A 17,319-nucleotide genomic window follows, 5' to 3' on the forward strand; every position below is an offset into this window, starting at 1 on the left:
TGCAAATGTTCCGAATATCAGCAGGTTAGCCTCAAAAAAGTGCTTGACTCCCCTGAGGGTATCTATAGAATGCGCCCCCATTGAAGGCACATAGCTCAGTTGGTTAGAGCACCACCTTGACATGGTGGGGGTCGTTGGTTCGAATCCAATTGTGCCTACCAAGCAAATGCTTACGCAATGGCGTAAGTTACAAGAAGGGCGGCCCAAGGGTCGCCCTTTTTGTTTGGCGAAATTTCAGGTGCGAAGGTGCCTCGGAAGTTCCGGGGTTTCGCAAGCTGGTCTGTATCGGTTCATCGATTTCCAGTGACTCCGGTTCACGCGGACAGTCAAGGCCCTGCCACTGTGAGGCAGGTTTGTCCGTTGGATCGCTTTACTGGCTCATCCCAACCCATGTGGCCTTTGGTAGGGGTCACCACTAGGAGAGGAGGCGCCATGCCCACCATTACTCTTCCCGACGGTAGTCAACGTTCATTCGATCATCCGGTCTCCGTGCTGGAGGTCGCTCAATCCATTGGTGCGGGGCTGGCAAAAGCCACCCTGGCTGGCAAGGTCAATGGTCGGCAGGTCGATGCCTGCGACCTGATCGAGACGGATGCGACCCTGCAGATCATCACGCCAAAGGATGAAGAGGGGCTGGAAATCATTCGGCACTCCTGTGCGCATCTTGTCGGTCATGCCGTCAAGCAGTTGTACCCGGATGCGAAGATGGTGATCGGGCCGGTCATCGATGAAGGCTTCTATTACGACATTTCCATCGATCGTCCTTTCACGCCGGAGGATATGTCGGCCATCGAACAGCGCATGAAGGTGCTGGTCGACAAGGATTACGATGTCGTCAAGAAAATGACCCCGCGTGCTGAGGTCGTCGAGGTATTCAAAGCGCGTGGCGAGGAATACAAGCTGCGCCTGATCGACGACATGCCTGACGAGCAGGCGATGGGGCTCTACTACCACGAAGAGTACGTCGACATGTGCCGTGGTCCGCATGTGCCGAACACGCGCTTCCTCAAAGCATTCAGGTTGACCCGGATTTCCGGCGCCTATTGGCGTGGCGACTCGAAGAACGAGCAGTTGCAGCGTATCTATGGCACGGCCTGGGCGGACAAGAAGCAGCTGGCTGCCTATATCCAGCGTATTGAAGAAGCCGAGAAACGCGATCACCGCAAGATCGGCAAGCGCCTCAATCTCTTCCATACCCAGGAAGAGGCGCCAGGCATGGTGTTCTGGCACCCCAATGGTTGGACGTTGTACCAGGCGCTCGAGCAGTACATGCGCCAGGTGCAGCGTGAAAACGGTTACCTGGAAATCAAGACGCCGCAGGTGGTCGATCGAGTGCTTTGGGAGAAGTCCGGGCACTGGGGTAACTATGCCGAGAACATGTTCACGACCGAGTCGGAGAGTCGCGACTACGCGATCAAGCCGATGAACTGCCCGTGCCATGTGCAGGTGTTCAACCAGGGGCTGAAAAGCTACCGCGAGCTTCCCCTGCGCCTGGCCGAGTTCGGTGCTTGCCATCGTAATGAGCCCTCCGGAGCCTTGCACGGCATCATGCGTGTACGTGGCTTCACTCAGGACGATGCGCATATCTTCTGCACGGAAGAGCAGGTGAAGAAGGAAGCGGCCGATTTCATCAAGCTGACGCTGCAGGTGTATGCCGATTTCGGTTTTACCGATGTCGTGATGAAACTCTCGACTCGTCCAGCCAAGCGTGTAGGTTCCGATGAGCTGTGGGATCGTGCCGAGAGCGCTTTGGCCGATGCGTTGAATGAATCTGGCCTGGCCTGGGAATACCAGCCGGGAGAGGGTGCTTTCTATGGGCCGAAGATCGAATTCACGCTGAAAGATTGCCTGGGGCGTAACTGGCAGTGCGGGACTCTGCAGTACGATCCGAACCTGCCGGAGCGGCTGGATGCCAGCTATATCTCCGAAGACAACAGTCGCAAGCGTCCGGTCATGCTGCACCGCGCGATCCTGGGTTCCTTCGAGCGCTTCATCGGTATTCTGATCGAGCATTATGAAGGTGCGTTCCCAGCCTGGCTGGCGCCTGTGCATGCGGTGATCATGAATATCACCGACAAGCAGGCCGATTTCGCTCGCGAAGTCGAGAAAACTCTCCTTCAAAGCGGTTTTCGTGCCAAGGCTGACTTGAGAAACGAGAAGATCGGCTTTAAAATCCGCGAGCATACTTTGCTCAAGGTTCCCTATCTCTTGGTTATTGGAGATCGGGAAGTCGAGACTCGATCCGTTGCTGTGCGTACCCGTGAAGGTGTCGACCTGGGTTCTTTGCCCATCGAACAGTTTTCCGCCCAGTTGCAGCAAGCGGTTTCCCGGCGTGGTCGCCAAGACTTGGAGTAAGAACTATTAAGCGTGAAATGAGACAGGATAGGCGGGCCGCCCCTAAGGCGCCAATCAACGAGAACATCACCGCGCGTGAAGTTCGTCTGATTGGAGTGGACGGCCAGCAGATTGGTGTGGTTTCCATCGATGAAGCGTTGAACGCTGCCGAGGAAGCAAAGCTGGATCTGGTGGAAATTTCCGCGGATGCGGTGCCACCGGTTTGCCGAATCATGGATTACGGCAAGCACCTGTTCGAAAAGAAAAAGCAGGCTGCTGCAGCTAAGAAAAATCAGCACCAGCAACAGATCAAGGAAATCAAGTTCCGACCAGGGACTGAAGATGGTGACTATCAGGTCAAGCTTCGCAACCTGATACGTTTCCTTGAAGAGGGAGACAAGGCCAAGGTATCCCTGCGATTCCGTGGTCGTGAGATGGCGCATCAGGAGCTGGGGATGGAGCTGTTGAAGCGGGTCGAGAAAGACCTGGCTGAATACGGTGCTGTCGAACAGCACCCCAAGATGGAAGGACGCCAACTTATGATGGTCATCGCTCCCAAGAAAAAGAAATAACCACCAGGGCACTGGCAGGCCTTGCGGTTATGTGCAATCACTCACTATGTGGAGTCCGAACATGCCAAAGATGAAAACCAAAAGTGGTGCTGCAAAGCGCTTCAAGAAGACTGCTAACGGCTTCAAGCACAAGCACGCTTTCAAGAGCCACATCCTGACCAAAATGACCACCAAGCGTAAGCGTCAACTGCGGGGCACTTCGTTGATGCATCCGTCCGACGTTGCAAAAGTGGAGCGCATGCTGCGCGTTCGTTGATCCGGTCAAGACTCAGAGGAATAACTCATGGCTCGTGTTAAGCGTGGTGTCGTCGCTCGTCGCCGTCACAAGAAAATCCTGAAACTCGCCAAAGGCTACTACGGTGCACGTTCGCGCGTGTTCCGTGTTGCCAAGCAGGCGGTGATCAAGGCCGGTCAATATGCCTACCGTGACCGCCGTCAGCGGAAGCGTCAGTTCCGCGCTCTGTGGATCGCTCGTATCAACGCTGGTGCTCGTGCTAACGGTCTGTCCTACAGCCGTTTCATCGCCGGTCTGAAAAAAGCTTCCATTGAGATCGACCGCAAGGTTCTGGCCGATCTGGCTGTGAGCGAGAAAGCAGCATTTGCTGCGATTGTCGAAAAAGCAAAGGCTTCCTTGGCCTGAGTTCACGGCAATCACGGGTCTTCGGATTCGTAGCAGTGTTACCGATAGGGGAAGAGCCTTGTGCTCTTCCCCTGTTTCGTATCTGGGTGGGGCTTTTACAGAAGGGCGCGGATGTCTGCGTGGTTCTGTAAGAGCCTCTGGAGGTTGTAAATGGAACACCTTGACGCACTGGTTTCGCAGGCCATTTCAGCTGTGCGGGAAAGCAGTGATATCAACGCCCTGGAGCAACTCCGGGTGCAGTACCTGGGCAAGAAAGGCGAGCTGACCCTGCTGATGCAGACGCTTGGAAAGCTGTCCGCAGAAGAGCGTCCCAAGGCTGGCGCATTGATCAATGCGGCCAAGAACCAGGTGCAGGATGTGCTCAATGCACAAAAGTCCTCCCTGGAGCAGGCTGCGCTGGCCAGTCGCTTGGCGCAGGAGCGTGTCGATGTCACGTTGCCGGGACGTGGCGAGCAGTCCGGTGGACTGCACCCGATTACCCGAACGCTTGAACGCATGGAGCAGATTTTCACGCGCATCGGCTACAGCGTCGCGGAAGGCCCGGAAGTCGAAGATGACTACCATAACTTCGAGGCGCTCAACATGCCGGGCCACCACCCGGCGCGTGCTATGCACGATACCTTCTATTTCAATCCGACCACCGTGCTGCGTACACATACCTCATCGGTGCAGGTGCGGACCATGGAGTCCCAGCAGCCGCCGATTCGCATCATTTGCCCTGGGCGTGTCTACCGTTGCGATTCCGACCAGACCCACTCACCCATGTTTCACCAGGTCGAAGGGTTGTTGATCGATGAAGGCGTCAGCTTTGCCGACCTGAAGGGAACCATTGAACAGTTCCTGCGCGCCTTCTTCGAGGCCGATCTCGAGGTGCGTTTCCGCCCATCGTTCTTCCCGTTCACCGAGCCTTCGGCCGAGGTGGACATTCGCCGAGTGGTCACCCGCAATGGCGAGCAGAAGCCCGATTGGCTGGAGGTGCTGGGTTGCGGCATGGTCCACCCGAACGTGCTGCGCATGTCCGGGATTGATCCTGAGAAGTATCAGGGCTTCGCGTTTGGCATGGGGGTGGAGCGCCTGGCCATGCTGCGCTACGGGGTAGGTGACCTGCGGATCTTCTTCGATAACGATCTGCGCTTTCTCGAGCAGTTCCGTTAAGGCCCGGCAGGATTCTAGGAGTACAGAATGAAGTTCAGTGAACAGTGGCTGCGTAGCTGGGTGAACCCTGATGTTTCCAGTGATGAACTGGTTGCTCGTCTCTCCATGCGAGGCCTGGAAGTCGACTCGGCAACGCCTGTGGCGGGAGCCTTCAGCGGTGTGGTCATCGGCGAGGTATTGAGTGCCGAGCAACACCCCGATGCGGACAAGCTGCGTGTCTGCCAGGTCAGCGATGGCGCGCAGACGCTGCAGGTGGTCTGTGGTGCGCCGAATGTGCGGCCAGGCCTGCGTATTCCCTTTGCAACCATCGGCGCGGAATTACCGGGTGGCTTCAAGATCAAGAAGGCCAAGTTGAGAGGTGTCGAGTCCAACGGCATGCTCTGCTCGGCCTCCGAGTTGCAGATCAGCGATGAGAACGACGGCCTGCTGGAACTGGCGGCGGACGCTCCCGTTGGTGCGGACATTCGTGAATACCTTGGCCTCGACGACATCAGTATCGAAATCGGCCTGACGCCGAACCGTGGCGACTGTTTGTCCATTGCAGGCCTTGCGCGTGATGTCGGCGCCATTTATGGCGAGCCGGTACAAGCCCTTGAGGTCGTGCCGGTGAGTGCTGTCCATGATGAAGTCCGCAGCGTCGAAGTGGCTGCCCCCGAGGCTTGCCCGCGTTACCTGGGGCGTGTCATTCGCAATATCGATATCTCGCGTCCGACGCCCGTATGGATGGTCGAGCGCCTGCGCCGCTCCGATATTCGCAGCATCGATGCGGTAGTCGATATCACCAACTATGTGATGCTTGAGCTGGGCCAGCCTTTGCATGCGTTCGACCTGAAGCAGATCCAGGGTGGAGTTCGTGTGCGCATGGCGGAAGAGGGCGAGCAACTGGTACTGCTGGATGGGCAGAAAGTGACCTTGCGGGCGGATACACTGGTCATCGCCGACCATGAGCGTGCATTGGCCATTGCCGGTGTCATGGGTGGAGAGTTCAGTGGTGTCGCCAAGGATACGCGGGACCTGTTCCTGGAAAGTGCATTCTTCGACACCATCGCACTGGCGGGCAAGGCCCGCTCCTACGGCCTGCATACCGATGCTTCGCATCGTTATGAGCGTGGCGTGGATGCAGAGTTGGCACGTAAGGCTATCGAGCGTGCGACAGCCTTGTTGCTGGAAATCGTTGGTGGTGAGCCAGGGCACGTCATCGAGGCGCTGTCCAAGGATCACTTGCCATCCGTAGCGCCGATTACCTTGCGGCATGAGCGAATTGAGCAGCTTCTGGGACTCTCCTTACCTGATGAGCAAGTTGTCGCTCTGCTATCCGCATTGGAGCTGAAGCTGCTTGAGCAATCACCAGGTGTCTGGTTTGTCGAAGTGCCGAGACATCGCTTCGATATCAGCCTGGAAGTCGATCTGATCGAGGAGATTGCACGGCTTTATGGTTATGACCGTCTACCGGTCCGTTATCCGCAAGTACGCCTGGCGCCTGGCGCTCGCTCGGAGTCTTCCATTGAGTTGCCTGCCTTGCGTAAGACGTTGGTGGCACGAGGTTACCAGGAGGCGATTACTTACAGTTTCATCGATGCCAAGTCCTTCGCTCAGTTCCATCCAGACCAGCAGCCGTTGTCGTTATCCAATCCGATTTCGGCGGACTTGTCAGTGATGCGCTCCTCTCTCTGGCCAGGGCTGGTCAAGGCGTTGCAGTACAACCTGAATCGTCAGCGCACCCGTGTGCGCTTGTTCGAAGCTGGACTGCGCTTTGTCGGGCAACTGCAGAATGGGCTCGAAGGGCTCATCCAGGAGCGTGTTTTGTCTGGACTGCTGAGTGGCGCCCGCTTCCCTGAAAGCTGGAGCAACTCGCGTGACACCTTCGATTTTTTCGATGCCAAGGCTGATGTAGAAGCATTGCTGGCGGTGGCTGGAGATTCTGCTGCCTATCGCTTCGTTGTTGGCGAGCATCCAGCGCTGCATCCGGGGCAGACTGCGCGTATCGAACGTGATGGGCGCCTGGTTGGCTTTGTCGGTAGCCTGCACCCGCGTCTGGCGAGTGAACTGGGTATCGAACAGCCTGTCTATTTGTTCGAGCTGCTGGTGCCGGAACTCTTGGAAGGGAGTTTGCCGCAATTCGTTGAGCTATCACGCTTTCCCGAAGTGCGCCGCGACCTTGCATTGCTGATTGAGCGGGATATTCCTGCTGGTGCCGTACTGGAGGCCATACGTGAGGTTGCCGGTGAGTATTTGACGGATGTGCGGTTGTTCGATGTCTACCAAGGCAAAGGAATCGACCCACTCAGCAAAAGCCTGGCCGTTGGCTTGACCTGGCAACACCCTTCACGCACTCTAAATGACGATGAAATAAACAGTGCCCTGCAGGGCACGCTTGACTTACTGAGAGACAGGTTCAACGCAACGTTAAGGAAGTAGCGCATGGCGGCCCTGACGAAAGCAGAAATGGCGGAGCGTCTTCACGAAGAGCTCGGCTTGAATAAACGCGAGGCCAAGGAACTGGTCGAGCTTTTTTTCGAAGAAATTCGTCAGGCCCTTGAACAGAACGAGCAGGTCAAATTGTCCGGCTTCGGCAATTTCGACCTGCGCGACAAACGCCAGCGGCCAGGACGCAATCCCAAGACGGGTGAAGAAATACCTATCACGGCTCGCCGCGTAGTGACCTTCCGCCCAGGACAGAAACTCAAGGCCAGAGTAGAAGCCTATGCTGGAACCAAGTCATAACGATGAGCTTCCCACCATTCCTGGTAAGCGCTATTTCACCATTGGCGAAGTGAGTGAGCTATGTCTGGTCAAGCCGCATGTCCTGCGTTACTGGGAGCAGGAGTTTCCTCAGCTCAGCCCGGTGAAGCGGCGTGGTAACCGCCGTTATTACCAACGCCAGGACGTTCTGATGATTCGCCAGATCCGTGGGTTGCTCTACGACGAAGGGTTCACCATCGGTGGTGCAAGGCAGCGCCTTTCCGGCGAAGCCGCCCATGATAACAGCACGCAATACAAGCAGCTTATCAGGCAGACGATTACCGAACTGGAAGAGGTTCTCTTGGTGCTGCAGGCCTGAGTGATTGTCTTATTACGTTCCCCTGTAGTGGCTCAGCAAGAAAAATCTTCACAGTTTCAAATGGTTAATGTAGAATATGGCTCGCTGTAAAAGAAACAGCATGTGTCGGGGCGTAGCGCAGCCTGGTAGCGCACTTGCATGGGGTGCAAGGGGTCGAGTGTTCGAATCACTCCGTCCCGACCAAAAAACCTCAAGAAATCCAGTCACTTAGCGGTGACTGGATTTTTTTATGCCCGATGGTTTTTGAGGGCTTCCGATTTTTGCCCCACTTTTTGCCCCACCGCGGGTTTTTACCCTATGAATGCTCACTGCCAACATCCCAGAAAGGATATCCACGTTACGGATGCCTTGTGCGTCTGGAGTATCCCGCGATCCATCTTCTGTTCTGCGGCGGCACCAGTTTGTCCAAGGCATACGGCCTGATCGGGTGCATGTCCAAGGACGTGGATCTCAAGGTTGTATTGGACGAGCCGGGCATCGGCGGTGCTTCCCGGTCAAAAAATCTGAGCCAGTTGAAAGTAGAGGTGGCGCAGTTGCTGGAGTCCATGGGGTTCGTCCTATGGAATCGCGACCCCGAGAGCGTTCAGCGTCGCTGTATCCATCTTCCCGCTAATGGCAAGCCCCGAGTCCATCTGGAATGCCATCAAGGCACCACGTGTGCCGTTGCCCATGATCCCGTCGATAGATCCGGTGTAGTACTTCTTCACCATCAGTGCCATCTGTACCCGCATGATCAGGAGGGAGAGGTCGCTGCCTGCTGGCCGTGCTTTCTGGGAGGGAACCTGGGTGTTCGATGTTGAGCTACTTGGAGTGCCATTGAAGTTAGAACTGGAGCCATGCGCGGGGCCAGGGCTGGGGTTGCTGTATGAAGTGCGCGGAGCAGGGGCTGGAGGCGGAGTGTATTGCCTGGGTGCGCTGTAGCCTCCTCCGGAACCGCTGTAGTGGGAGCGGTGGGAGCTGTGCGAACGGTGGGAGCTATGTGAGCGATGCGCTGCGTAGATGTTTATGGCGTCCGCCGAGTTCAGCGTGTTCTTGAACACTGGAGGCCCATCACTCGCGCGGGGTGTCCAATCGGAGCCCGCCAGGGCTACCTGGTTGGCCTGAGCCATAGAGGTTGCCACTACTGGGAGCATGGCGATGGTTTGGCCAATCAACAGTTTCCATCGACTGATGAGTTTCATATTGCTCTCCTTGCGTATGTGCCCAGCTCAACTGCTGTAAGGGGGCGAATGCCTCGGCTCTGCCACCGAGAGGAATGCGACTTGAAGAAACCGGCGCACTGTGTGACCGCAGCGCAGTCCTGGCAGGCATCGATGAAAAGATTCTTCCAATCCGAAATGCTCTGCCGGTAGAAGGTGAAGAGCGAAGGCTCAAGCACGCAGAGGGGGAGGTTGTAGACCGAGACTGGCACGCCACGAATATCCAGGAAGTGCGCAGCCAGGCCCAGTTCCTTCTGATAGTCCAGCGGGTCGATCCACAGCTCGTCATAGTGTTTCTTCGCGAGCCCCATGTTTTCGATGCCCATCAGTGCGACGTGCTGAACGAAGGGCATGTTCCTGAAAATGAAATGCGCCAATTCTGGCAACCGTGGTGCTGTCAGCTTGCTCAAGACGACGCGAACCTCGATGCGCTGGTTCGCACGAGCGAGGTTGTAGAGCCCCTGAAGCGTTTCGCTAAAGGCACCGGGAGACTGGACGACATGGTCGTGGTCATCTGCGTTATCGGCGTATAGCGGAATGCCCCAAGTCAGATACGGGTGATCGATTCCCTTGAGGTCGGAAATCCAGTTGGAGTCGCTCTGTAGACGGCCATTGCTTAGAAGGTGCAATGATTTTTCTGCGATGACTTCCTTGGCCTTGGCGATGATCGCGAGAAGTCCCTCTTTGTGCAGCGTGGGCTCTCCACCACTGATTCCGACCTGTTCCTCGCCAGGATCCATCAAGTCGATAAGGCGAAGGTTTTCTTCGACGTGCCAGAGGTCATCGATATCTTTAGGGGGCTGAGAGCACATCAGGCACAGGCTGTTGCAGCGATCAGTCATGAACATCAGATTGCTGTTGGAGCCGCGTCTGTAGAGCACCCTTACCACTCGGGAGTCCGGAGAGACGACGATCACATCTCCAGGCTGAACGACGCTCAGGTCATTGGGGTTGGAAATCTGCGGGCCATGGAAATCGTCAATCGCCGTTTCGCTCCCAGGGAGAATCAGGCCTCCGACGGGCAGGGAAAGCAGTTGCTGGGAGTAGGCTGATTCGGGCTCCTCCAGCCAAAGAGCGAAGTCGCTCAAACTGGCTTCTCCTGCACACACGGCCGTGCCTTTCTCGATCAACTCTGCTGGAGTGATGACCTTGAACAGGCGGGTACAAGTCAGGTTGTGTATATCGAATTGAGTATCCAGGCGAAGCATTTCTACCCTCTGTAGCCGGCGACTGGAAGATCCCCCAGGGAGCGCCGAGATAACCAGGAAAGAAGTACCCGCTGCGTGGCCTCATCACCGTCGCGAAGCAGGCGAAATAGGTGGGTGAGCAGTTCGGAGTTCTTTTGGCAGAAGGTGCTGAACGCCCGGTGGCCGACGGGGTCACCCTGACGCGCGAAGTGCTCGATGGGGTCAGCGCCGCAGTAAGGCACGAGCGCACAATCTGAACAGCCTGGGAGGGCTTCAGCCACGCCAGCGGAGAGCAGTAGCTCTATGACTGGTGAGCTCAGCAGCCTCTGTAGTGGCTGTGTCACGTGTCCCAGTTTCAGGCCGTTTTCTCCCATTTCGAGCAGCATGCGTGCTTCGTCGGATGGGTAGACGTCACCGTCATAGTTGTAGAGAAGGGTGCCCAGTCCTGCCCCGAGTGGCGAGCGTAAATCCACGTAGCCTGACGAAAATGGCGTCAGTACGTTACTGAGCAACAGGGAGGTGTAGCCTTCAGAAAGGTAGACGCCCTGTTGGTTGATCTTGATCAGGTAGGCCAGTGATGCCTTGTAGAAATCGAGGTATTCATCCATTGAGTAATCCAGGCGCTGACTGGATTTCTTCGCGAATCCGTATGGGCTCAGTGGGCGCAGTGCAATGCTGTTGAAGCCCCGCAACACGTACTCGTCGATAATGGCCTGCGGGTATTGGAGGCTTCTTGCGGTCAGGGTGGTCAACGCCGATACAGCATCGCTCCCCAACCGTTCCCTGACCTTCTCGATACCTTCCAGTGTGCGCTCGTAGGCGTCTTTCCCGGGAGTAGGGCGGTTGGCGTTATGCAGGAATGCTGGGCCATCCAGAGAGGTGGAAAACTGGATGCCGTGGGTCTTCGCGAAATCCAGTATTTCATCTGTCAGGTGATGCAGGGTGCTGCTGATGACGAACTGAATGCTGCGTTTCGCATGTTCATTTCGTTCCACCACGGCTTCAACGATCTGCCGAATGCGATCAAATGCGAGCAGCGGCTCGCCGCCCTGGAACTCCACCGTGAGAACGGGTGAGGGTGACTCAAACAGCCGATCAACTGCATGGCGTGCATGCTCAGGCGACATATCGTGGCCTGAGCCCCCGAGCGGCGCCCGAGATACTTGGCAGTACTGACAGGTGTGATTGCATCGCAACGTGACGACGAATAGATGCAGGGCCGGCCCACCAAACAGAAACTCTTTCCGGCTGCGATATTGTGCTGCGATTTCAGGGATCGGGTTGTGCCGTTGCGGCTCGAATATGAAGTGTCGGGCCAATAGGTCTTTGTACAGCGACGTCCCACGTTCGAGCTGCTTATCTACGAGTTGGCGCAGCTGTTGCGCGGATATGAACAGGTATTCCCCTGTTTCAGCAGTAATGAGCACATTGTTCGTGCTGGTATCTTCCATGCGCAGGAATCGGAAAGGCAGGAGCTTGTAGCCGACCTCCCTCGCTACCAATGCTATCCCCAATTTAAACCCCTGCCTCCCTGAGAGCGACGCCGGCCAGCAGTTCTCGCAGGCCTGCAGTCTCTTGCTGAATCTGCTCTCGAAGAGAAAAGTCATTCAGCGAGCGAGTAATCAGCATGCGGGCGTACGCTTCACTCAATTGAGGTGCGTCGATTCTAGGATCTGCAGGCGTGACGGTGAGGTGCAGGCAGCCCTCTTGTCGAGCAATGAGTATCGAGAGGGTCGAAGACAAAGCGTATGCAGATTTCTGCGCGACCCTCAGCGGGTAGGTACTCTCGTCTATTACTACTGTCAGTACCCACGTCATGGGGTCGGTCTTCCTTGGCCTTTAGCGACCTTGGAAATACTGCCTGAAATAAAGGCATTTAGCCATATAGTTCGGATGGGTGAGGGCATTCTCAGCGGCCTTACAGTCGTCATCCCAGGTATTCCTGATCCTGATAGCCATGGTGTGCTCTCAACACCTCCTACGAGGCAGTGCTGGTTCACTTCTCCAGCCTCACCGTGCGATCGTCGATTGATTCAGAGTCGATGGCGCATGCTGGTGGTCGGCTACTGTCTTCTCATGATTTCCATATAACTCTATAATTACGATTATTAAGTTTTATTTTGTATTTTAAGACTCAAAATTATGAATTTATCACTTACCAGGCCGCAAGAGGTCGTCAAACTGCTCTGCACGCGATTGCGCCAGGAGCGCCTGGCCCAGCAGATGACGCAGGCTGAAGTAGCCGCTCGTGCCGGCATCGGGGTCGGTACTCTGTCCAATCTGGAGGCGGGGCGTAGCGTAGCGTTCGACAGTGTCGTTCGCGTGGCCATGGTTCTGGGGCGTCTCAATGAATTGGAGGCGTTGTTCCGGCCGCAACTGGATAGCCTAGACGACGTCCTTCGTTACGAGCATGGTGTTCAGCGTCAGCGTGTCAGAAGGAAGTCCGGCAATGCTTGAGCGGGTAGACGTCTACTACGATGGCTGGGGAGAGCATTGGCGCTGGGGTTCGCTCGTATCCTCGACCGCGCTCACCGGGCGCCCGCTGGTTGCCTTCGAGTATAGCGAAGAGGCATTGGGGCGGAGGCTGGAACTGTCGGCGCTACGATTACCCCTGAAGGGGCCAAGGTTGCGCAAGGACTTTCCCGATCATCAGCTATGGCTGCCCGGGCCGGTCTATGATTCGCTGCCCGACGGCTGGGGCATGCTGCTGATGGATCGCCTGTTCAAACGCCGAGGTCTCAATCCTGCGCGTATTGGTCCCCTGGAGCGCCTGGCCTACATCGGCTCCCATGCCATAGGGGCTATGTCGTTCGAGCCCGTGGTGCCGGAACTGCTCGCATTGCCCGAAGGTATTCTTCTTGAGCAACTGGCTGCCGAGGTTCAAGACGTGCTCGATGGCGAGGGCGGGGAGTTCCTGCAGCAACTGCTGTTGATGGGCGGCTCGCCGCATGGTGCGCGTCCAAAGGTATTGCTCTATCGCGATCCTGAGCACGGCCGCTTCAGCACCGCTGCGGCACCTGGCCTGGAAGCCTGGTTGATCAAATTCCCGGGGGCGCGTGAGCATCCCGAGGTATGTGCCATCGAGGCCGTCTACGCACAATGCCTGCGCGAATGCGCCATCGATACTCCGGATACCGAACATTTCGATTTACCGAATGGACAGGCAGCTTTCGCTACCCGCCGATTCGACCGGCAAAACGGCATGCGAGTACCCATGCAAAGCCTTGCCGCCTTTACAGGAGCGGATTTCCGCGCAGCTGGCGCGCTGGATTACAGCAATTTCTTACGAGCGACCCAGTACTGCTGCAACGACGTGCGGGAGAAAGCGATAGCCTTCGAGCGGATCGTATTCAATGTGGCGTTCAACAACCGTGATGATCACCCCAAGAATTTCGCTTACCTCATGTCTTCTCGCGGCCAATGGAAGTTGGCCCCGGCTTACGACGTGACGTTCTGCGAAGGGCCGGGCGGATACCACCAGATGGACGTCATGGGGGAGGCGCTTCGTATCACGCGTAAGCATCTGCTCAAGTTGGCTGAGGAGGAGGCGGATCTTTCGTCCCGGGAGGCCGCCGACGTCATCGAACGGACCTGCCAAGTGGCCAGCGGTTTTACTGCCAGCGCCAATCGCCAGTTCCCTCGTGGTATCACCCGTGACACGTTGCGTACGGTTCAGGCGCGTATCGACGACAATATCGCGCAGCTCAGTTAGCAAGCTTGATCTCGGATTGTGATTGGATGGCGTGTCTGTCGCGAGTTGGAATAGTGGTTTCGACCCTGGTGCGGGTAGGGGGCAGCGGTGTATGCGCTGGTAAGTTCTATCAGCGACGGAGGAAGCCATGAATATCTCTTGGCCGGACGTCCTCAAAAGCTTTGTCGATGATCAGATCAGCCAGCGAGGGCACCGTAGCGACTATATGGCTGGGTACAGCTAGAGTTTGCTGTTGCAGCTTGCCGAGGCTGAGACCTCTTCGCTGGCTTCGCGCAGCATGCTGCGAATTTCATCGCTGTTGCGCGTGCTGTAGACACGACCGTCGGTGTTCTGCGCCATGCAGTTGGACAGCTCGCTGTCGCTGATATTGACGATGTTCACCGGGCGGCTGGATTCTCAGGATGTCGTGGCGCGACTGGTGGCTGATCTTATGGTCTCTGCCGGTGGGGTTGTATTCAAGCATCGGTGAAGTATACGCCAGCGTCAGCTTCCATCCTCACCAGGTTCTCAATGACTTGGGCGCGTTTCAGGCCATGCTTCTCTGCTAGCGCATCCAACTGGGCAATCACCGTTTTCGAGAGTATTACGTTGACCTGCTTCTTGTCGGGGGTGCGCTCGTTGAATTGCTTACGGTCCCATCGCTTCTTGATCTCTCGAATCATGGCCGTTCGTTCATTTCGACCTATATCCTCATGGTCGAAGAACATCAGTAGCTCTTGGTGGTTGCTGATGGAAGGCTGCCTTGAGAATAACGCCAGATACTTCTTCTGAAGCCACTCCCAGGCGCAGGCGCACCGCTTCTCGCCGTCTTTTTTATCGGCGAACCAATCGAGCTCGCTGTCCTTTGCTTTGTGCCTGAGCCAGCTATCACGAAGGAGTTCGACCTCGAAGGCTTTCTTCCCAATGTCGATCTCCCAAAGGTCAATCATGGCAATAAGGTGATCTCTGCCAATGAGGTGAACTAAGTCAATAGGCAGGCGTAGGCCAGTCATCTGCCGTATCTTGCGGAGCAGCCACTGATACTGCCGTTCATCTTCTTTGATCCATTCCAGCTTTTCGTTTGGAAGCAGGAACTGGTCCTTTTTTCCAGGGATGCGGGACCGGAGGCGCTCTTTGTACTTCAGGGCTCTGGCTATCTCGTCACGCATGGTGAGACCGTTACAGGTTCTGCGATCAAGACTGGCCTCTTCGTAGTGGTAGAGGTACAGCCACAGCCAGATGTCGTGGCGATGGTTCCGATGAGGATCTTGGAGCAGCTCGCTCAGCCTGTCCGCATCCTTTCTGCTCTCGATTGTCACGTTATTTCATCCATGTCTGTGGGCCGCTATGGGGTAAGCCTAGATGATTCTAGAGCTTTTCTATATCTCATCTAGGTTATTTCTATGTGCGATCTATGATGATTCTATGGTGATTCTAAATTTATTTTTTTGCTTGTAGGCCTATTTTTATTGGGGTTCTATTGGTCTTTTGCAGATTTAAGGATTTTTTCATGCTTGTCCTTGTTCAAGGCAAGAGCTTGCTACGGAACGTTGGTGCTGTAGGCTCGGTTCTGAGAACCACGCTTCGACACGTGATAGAGCATCTGGAGGTTGGGTAGCGGGCTGATGAATAAGACGGTGATCTAATGCTCAAGCTGGGTGCCTTGCTGGGCATGTTGTGCTGTGTGGTACCTGAATACGATTGGCAGGTCACGAGACTCGGCTAGCTAGGTATCGAGTCTGCGTTCGGGACCAGAGAGCTGTCGGGTATTTACAGTTTCTAGGCCCCCGGTGAGGCGCCTGCGTGTCGTTTTTCAGTGTTTTTTAACCGGCTCTGCCAATCCTCTGAACGAATACGAGGAGCCCCGTTCATGAGGATCATCCGTCTAAAAGAAGTCATCGATTCGACCGGCTTGGCCCGGTCGACCATCTACAAATACATTGCGGAAGGCACTTTCCCGAAACCGGTCTCGCTGGGAGACCGTTGCGTCGGTTGGGTCGACAGCGAAGTGCACTGCTGGATCCTGGCTAGGATTGAGGAGCGCGATCTGGCAGAAGGTAGTGCGGGGCGCGGCACCGGCCTCCGTGTGGCCAGCTAGAACTGACCAATTGCGCCATGACTGGCTATGGCTGGTCATGGCGTTTATGCCGCTTGGGAAGGTCCTGTGTTCTCAGCTAACTCTCCCAGGATGCGATTCGGCAAATCTCTGGGTAGGTAGGGCAATGTTGCTCCCCATTTCCAGGTCTCGCCGGGAGATTTGGTGATGGGGTGGGCTGCTTCTAGTGATATAGCTAATAGCTACTGACTATCAATGTATAACCGATCAATAGCCATTGGCACTGATCCAGTACTGCACCTATTGCACGGGTAGGAGTAGGTCGTCGGTTAAAAAATACACACCACGTATCTGGTATGCACAACAACCAACCAGGTACCCACCCATGACCAATCGCAAGATTTACACCCGCCTTTCGCAGGCCGACATTGCTCTTCAGATCGAGCGACTTGTCCAGGCCATCGAGGACTCCGATTCACCAGCATTCCGAATCAAGCCAGTCCGCACCGGGTACGAGCGGGTCCAAGAGACAAAGCTCTCTCGGTACTTCGATCACATTCAGCAGATGGTCGATCTCTTCGAAGGCCGTATCGCGTACAGCTACAGCGAACACCTGCAAGCGTTCAGGGCTGCATGTCAAGACATTGGGCTGAAGCGCCATCTCGGTGGTCCTGCCTGTCTGAATAAGGAGGGTACGGCATACCTGGGGCATCATCACAGCATGAATGTCTTGGTCGACCGGATTCGACATTTGACCCGTGAGCGGTGGTATCTCCGCAGGAAGCATGACCTCCGCCATCAGGCCAAGGGGCAGGAGATCCAGGTCTGCAACTACGTCGATGCCTTATGTGAGATCTATTCGCGCATTACCATCATCAGGGTTGACCTCCACTACCGTTCAGAGGCGCAGGCCAGTCTACGAGTCGAGCACGTGTTCGATAACTTGAATGAACTGATCTACGAGCACAGGCGTAACCCTCTATTCGAGCACCTTCTCGGTCACATTTATTCGGTGGAGCAGGGAGATAGGAGTGATGGCGGGGGCTACCACGTCCATGCCGCCTACTTTTTCAATGGCAACGTAGTACAGGGCGACGTCTACAAGGCCATCCAGCTAGGCGAGCTATGGGACGACATCACAGACGGCCAGGGCTACCTGCACAGTTGCAACCACGACAAGGATCGGTACGGTGACGAGTGTGGTATCGGTCGCATTCTGAGGAGTGATCGAGCAATTCGGCGCCATGTGCACAATACGGTGAAGTATATGGTCAAAGACGCTCAGCATCTGCGCTTGAGGCCCGAGGGGGCTCGAAGCCTGCGGACGGGCCAGCTGAAGCGTCCCCGTCGCGGGTGACAGAATGTGGCTGCGTTGTGCTTTTGGGCGACTTCTACAACTGATCTTCTACACCTCCAGTGGACAC

Annotated in this window: 18 protein-coding genes, 2 tRNA genes and 1 pseudogene; 15 read left to right on the plus strand and 6 right to left on the minus strand. The window is 56.0% G+C overall.

All coding sequences use genetic code 11. From position 1 onward, the window contains the following. Positions 1-84 precede the first annotated feature (84 nt). The 11 genes and pseudogenes from HW090_RS17390 to HW090_RS17440 all read left to right on the plus strand — a co-directional run. Positions 85-161 (plus strand) — tRNA-Val (locus HW090_RS17390). A gap of 271 nt (positions 162-432) precedes the next feature. Next, positions 433-2,355, plus strand: a complete 1,923-nt coding sequence (gene thrS, locus HW090_RS17395) for a threonine--tRNA ligase (protein WP_179114704.1) — start codon at positions 433-435, stop codon at positions 2,353-2,355. 17 nt (positions 2,356-2,372) lie between these two features. Next, positions 2,373-2,906, plus strand: a complete 534-nt coding sequence (gene infC, locus HW090_RS17400) for a translation initiation factor IF-3 (protein WP_179114705.1) — start codon at positions 2,373-2,375, stop codon at positions 2,904-2,906. A gap of 61 nt (positions 2,907-2,967) precedes the next feature. Beyond that, entirely contained in the window at positions 2,968-3,162 is a 195-nt protein-coding gene (gene rpmI, locus HW090_RS17405) for a 50S ribosomal protein L35 (RefSeq protein ID WP_179114706.1), read from the plus strand. Between the two features lie 27 nt (positions 3,163-3,189). Continuing rightward, positions 3,190-3,546: a 50S ribosomal protein L20 gene (gene rplT / locus HW090_RS17410; protein ID WP_179114707.1), complete on the plus strand. Its 357-nt coding sequence runs from the start codon at positions 3,190-3,192 to the stop codon at positions 3,544-3,546. A 150-nt stretch (positions 3,547-3,696) separates the two neighbouring features. After that, complete coding sequence (gene pheS, locus HW090_RS17415; RefSeq protein ID WP_179114708.1) at positions 3,697-4,701, plus strand: phenylalanine--tRNA ligase subunit alpha; 1,005 nt, start codon at positions 3,697-3,699, stop codon at positions 4,699-4,701. A gap of 27 nt (positions 4,702-4,728) precedes the next feature. Further along, the gene (pheT, locus tag HW090_RS17420) at positions 4,729-7,119 is read left to right on the plus strand and encodes a phenylalanine--tRNA ligase subunit beta (RefSeq protein WP_179114709.1); all 2,391 of its coding nucleotides are present in this window, start codon (positions 4,729-4,731) and stop codon (positions 7,117-7,119) included. Positions 7,120-7,122: 3 nt separating this feature from the next. After that, positions 7,123-7,425 (plus strand): integration host factor subunit alpha, encoded by a 303-nt coding sequence (gene ihfA / locus HW090_RS17425; RefSeq protein ID WP_179114710.1) that lies wholly within the window; start codon positions 7,123-7,125, stop codon positions 7,423-7,425. Continuing rightward, positions 7,406-7,762 carry a MerR family transcriptional regulator gene (locus HW090_RS17430; protein WP_179114711.1) on the plus strand — a complete coding sequence of 119 codons (357 nt, stop codon included), beginning with the start codon at positions 7,406-7,408 and terminating at the stop codon, positions 7,760-7,762. The genes ihfA and HW090_RS17430 overlap by 20 nt, the downstream gene beginning before the upstream one ends. 106 nt (positions 7,763-7,868) lie before the next feature. Next, positions 7,869-7,945, plus strand: a tRNA-Pro gene (locus HW090_RS17435). A gap of 53 nt (positions 7,946-7,998) precedes the next feature. Beyond that, positions 7,999-8,244 (plus strand): annotated as a pseudogene (locus HW090_RS17440) (nucleotidyl transferase AbiEii/AbiGii toxin family protein); the annotation flags it as partial. 75 nt (positions 8,245-8,319) lie between these two features. Here the strand turns inward: HW090_RS17440 and hxsA are convergent. From hxsA to hxsD, 4 genes are read right to left on the minus strand one after another with little or no spacing between them, the layout of a single operon-like run. Further along, the gene (gene hxsA, locus HW090_RS17445; RefSeq protein ID WP_179114712.1) at positions 8,320-8,943 is read right to left on the minus strand and encodes a His-Xaa-Ser repeat protein HxsA; all 624 of its coding nucleotides are present in this window, start codon (positions 8,941-8,943) and stop codon (positions 8,320-8,322) included. Further along, positions 8,940-10,169, minus strand: coding sequence for a His-Xaa-Ser system radical SAM maturase HxsC (gene hxsC / locus HW090_RS17450; RefSeq protein WP_179114713.1), 1,230 nt, complete (start codon positions 10,167-10,169; stop codon positions 8,940-8,942). Before hxsC ends, hxsA begins: the two co-directional genes overlap by 4 nt. Before the next feature lie 2 nt (positions 10,170-10,171). Then, positions 10,172-11,656 carry a His-Xaa-Ser system radical SAM maturase HxsB gene (gene hxsB, locus HW090_RS17455; RefSeq protein WP_179114956.1) on the minus strand — a complete coding sequence of 495 codons (1,485 nt, stop codon included), beginning with the start codon at positions 11,654-11,656 and terminating at the stop codon, positions 10,172-10,174. Between the two features lie 7 nt (positions 11,657-11,663). Next, positions 11,664-11,966, minus strand: a complete 303-nt coding sequence (gene hxsD / locus HW090_RS17460; protein WP_179114714.1) for a His-Xaa-Ser system protein HxsD — start codon at positions 11,964-11,966, stop codon at positions 11,664-11,666. Positions 11,967-12,287: 321 nt separating this feature from the next. On the opposite strand from hxsD, the gene HW090_RS17465 reads away from it, so the two are divergent. Next, positions 12,288-12,605, plus strand: a complete 318-nt coding sequence (locus HW090_RS17465) for a helix-turn-helix domain-containing protein (RefSeq protein WP_179114957.1) — start codon at positions 12,288-12,290, stop codon at positions 12,603-12,605. After that, positions 12,598-13,860, plus strand: coding sequence for a type II toxin-antitoxin system HipA family toxin (locus HW090_RS17470; protein WP_179114715.1), 1,263 nt, complete (start codon positions 12,598-12,600; stop codon positions 13,858-13,860). Before HW090_RS17465 ends, HW090_RS17470 begins: the two co-directional genes overlap by 8 nt. A 219-nt stretch (positions 13,861-14,079) precedes the next feature. On the opposite strand, the gene HW090_RS17475 is transcribed toward HW090_RS17470, so the two are convergent. Both HW090_RS17475 and HW090_RS17480 read right to left on the minus strand, forming a co-directional pair. After that, positions 14,080-14,241: a hypothetical protein gene (locus tag HW090_RS17475; RefSeq protein WP_179114716.1), complete on the minus strand. Its 162-nt coding sequence runs from the start codon at positions 14,239-14,241 to the stop codon at positions 14,080-14,082. Positions 14,242-14,315: 74 nt separating this feature from the next. Continuing rightward, a complete protein-coding gene (locus HW090_RS17480) occupies positions 14,316-15,158 on the minus strand; it encodes a hypothetical protein (protein WP_179114717.1) in 843 nt (280 codons plus the stop codon). 551 nt (positions 15,159-15,709) lie between these two features. Here HW090_RS17480 and HW090_RS17485 point away from each other — a divergent pair. Both HW090_RS17485 and HW090_RS17490 read left to right on the plus strand, forming a co-directional pair. Then, positions 15,710-15,937 carry an AlpA family transcriptional regulator gene (locus HW090_RS17485; RefSeq protein ID WP_179114718.1) on the plus strand — a complete coding sequence of 76 codons (228 nt, stop codon included), beginning with the start codon at positions 15,710-15,712 and terminating at the stop codon, positions 15,935-15,937. A 343-nt stretch (positions 15,938-16,280) separates the two neighbouring features. Next, positions 16,281-17,252: an inovirus-type Gp2 protein gene (locus HW090_RS17490; RefSeq protein WP_179114719.1), complete on the plus strand. Its 972-nt coding sequence runs from the start codon at positions 16,281-16,283 to the stop codon at positions 17,250-17,252. Positions 17,253-17,319: the final 67 nt, after the last annotated feature.

The sequence above is a fragment of the Pseudomonas sp. ABC1 genome (assembly GCF_013395055.1).
Taxonomy (GTDB): Bacteria; Pseudomonadota; Gammaproteobacteria; order Pseudomonadales; family Pseudomonadaceae; genus Stutzerimonas.